Consider the following 2,269-nt stretch of genomic DNA (forward strand, 5'->3'; position numbering starts at 1 on the left):
CGAAATTACAGATGATGGTGAGGTAGGTTATTCACAAGCTTATGATATCGATAAGGAGCTAAAAAAAGCAGTGAAAGCACTGGGCTCAAAAGTGAGGTGAGTAAATTTAGCGAGCCCAAATTTGGGCTGGCTGATTTTAGACACACAAGGTAGACCTCAAAATTGTTACAATCTTCCAAGTCAAAAAATATAATCAAGACTTTGTTTGCTTCCCTATTTTGGGAAGCAAAGGTAGAGGTGGTCATAATCGTAAAGATTATCACGAGACTTTTCCAATTGGATTAAAGATCGTATTACCAAATACAACTTTATAGAAGGACAAGATTTGCGCTCGCCAAAATTGGCGAACGTCAAAATGTGGTATTAAAAGAATATTACCTCATACTAAATGTCGCAAAAGAGCTCTCTATGCTTGAGAATAATCAGAAAGGTAGAGAGGCTCGTTTGTATTTTTCGCCAAAATTGGCGAAAATTCCCAAAACAGGTAACTCTCATAAGCAAAATCTAGAGAAAATGATTAATAAAAACCAAAATGAAAAAAAATCGTAAAAACGTGTTGACAGTAAAACACGAATAGGATATTAGCGAATCATACGCTTCAAAACACTTTAAAAGCAGGAAAGCGTGATTCTCATTACTAATCTTTTTTCTGCAAATTGTAAAGTGTTTTCTCAGAATGTGCTTTTAGCATGGGATGAGGGGATTGCCGGGTGTGGTTATGTCATACAATACCCTTTCGAGGGGAAAGCATAACAACGGACTTGCCGCTGTGTTTTGAAGCTCCCGGCATTCTTTGAGAGCGTTAATAAAAACGATTAACATCACAAGGTGAAATTATGTCTCAATATTTAATAGATATTAATCAAACTGAAATTAACGGTGAATTAGTTCAAACTGTTAATGCTCGTGAATTGCATGCGTTTTTAGAAGTAGGTAAAGATTTCTCTACTTGGATTAAATATCGCATCAACAAATATAATTTATTAGAAAATCAGGATTATTTAGTTTTCACCAATTTTGGGGAAAACCTCCAAGGTGGTCGCCCCTCTAAAGATTATCATTTAACTCTCAGTGTAGCCAAAGAACTTTCTATGCTTGAGAATAATCAGAAAGGGAAACAAGCCCGTTTATACTTTATCGAATGTGAACGGCGTGCAAAGCAAGCAGCAACACCGGAAACGAATCTTGCAAGTGCTTTAGAAGACCCTCTCTTTGTTAAAAAGCTGCTTTTAGAAAATATCACACAATTAGAGGCTTTAAAAAGCGAAGTAAATACTCTTAAACCAAAAGCAATGGCTCTTGAACACTTGCAACGTTCAGATGGCTTATTTGGTATTATAGAAGCATCTAAAGTATTAGAAGTAAGACCTAAGGATTTAAGTGATTACTTAAGAAGATATGGATGGGCTTATAGAAGGGGACCAGGTAGCCCATTATTACCTTATCAAGATAAAATCCAAAAAGGTCTTATGGATTGCACGACCATCATGATTCAAAAGCCGGATGGTACAGAAAAGTTGCTACCATCAACTAAAATAACGTCAAAAGGATTGGCTTTCTTAAGAGAAGAGCTTTATGGGAAGTCGCAATAATTTTTCATTATGCCGGGTGTGGTTACACTATACAATACCTTTTTATAGGGAAGGTGTAACAACGGACTTAACGCCGTGTTTCTAGCACCCGGCGCCACTTATTGTATAAAAACATAATAAAATCAGTATATTAAGTGCGTTTATTTTATTTGAATCCACTTAAGAATCCACACTTTTATGCACGATTCAATTGATCATTTTTTACAAACAATAGCCATCTATAAACAGAGCATAAAAAGCAAATCATGATGCCAATGTTATAACGCATGGGAGCATTCAAATGAAATGCAAAGCAGTTATCATTCATAACAGGTCATAAATTTTACAAGACGTTTTTATCATAATAAATCGCATTGTTAAAACGCAATCGTTTAAATTGTCGATAACATAATTGATAGATGTAAAGAATGATATGGCTTTTGAAAAATATCGATTGATAGGTTTTTCTAAAAATTTAGAAAAGGGTAGATAGCCACCATGTTATCTCTTATGAAATCGATATGCTTTTAATGAGATAACGCAAAACACGTATCAAAAGCTTTTTTGATAATAGGTTTAAATTAATAAACGCAATTTGAATTGAGTGATTAAGGACTCCTCAAAAATGAGGGCACCTCTTTTGAGATAAAGAGAGAAGTTAGATATATCAACATTATTAAACGCAAATGTTTAAAGAG

General features: G+C 34.6%; 3 protein-coding genes. All 3 read left to right on the plus strand.

The genetic code is table 11. The annotated features are described in order from the left end of the window. Positions 1-280 precede the first annotated feature (280 nt). The 3 genes from AC0QT4_RS08880 (at position 281) to AC0QT4_RS08890 (ending at position 1,592) form a co-directional block, all read left to right on the plus strand. Positions 281-367 (plus strand): hypothetical protein, encoded by an 87-nt coding sequence (locus AC0QT4_RS08880; RefSeq protein ID WP_473201315.1) that lies wholly within the window; start codon positions 281-283, stop codon positions 365-367. A 41-nt stretch (positions 368-408) separates the two neighbouring features. Further along, the gene (locus AC0QT4_RS08885; RefSeq protein WP_473201313.1) at positions 409-549 is read left to right on the plus strand and encodes a hypothetical protein; all 141 of its coding nucleotides are present in this window, start codon (positions 409-411) and stop codon (positions 547-549) included. Positions 550-836: 287 nt separating this feature from the next. Then, positions 837-1,592, plus strand: coding sequence for an antA/AntB antirepressor family protein (locus AC0QT4_RS08890; protein WP_473201314.1), 756 nt, complete (start codon positions 837-839; stop codon positions 1,590-1,592). Positions 1,593-2,269: the final 677 nt, after the last annotated feature.

It is taken from the genome of Bartonella sp. EBT8, assembly GCF_055796165.1.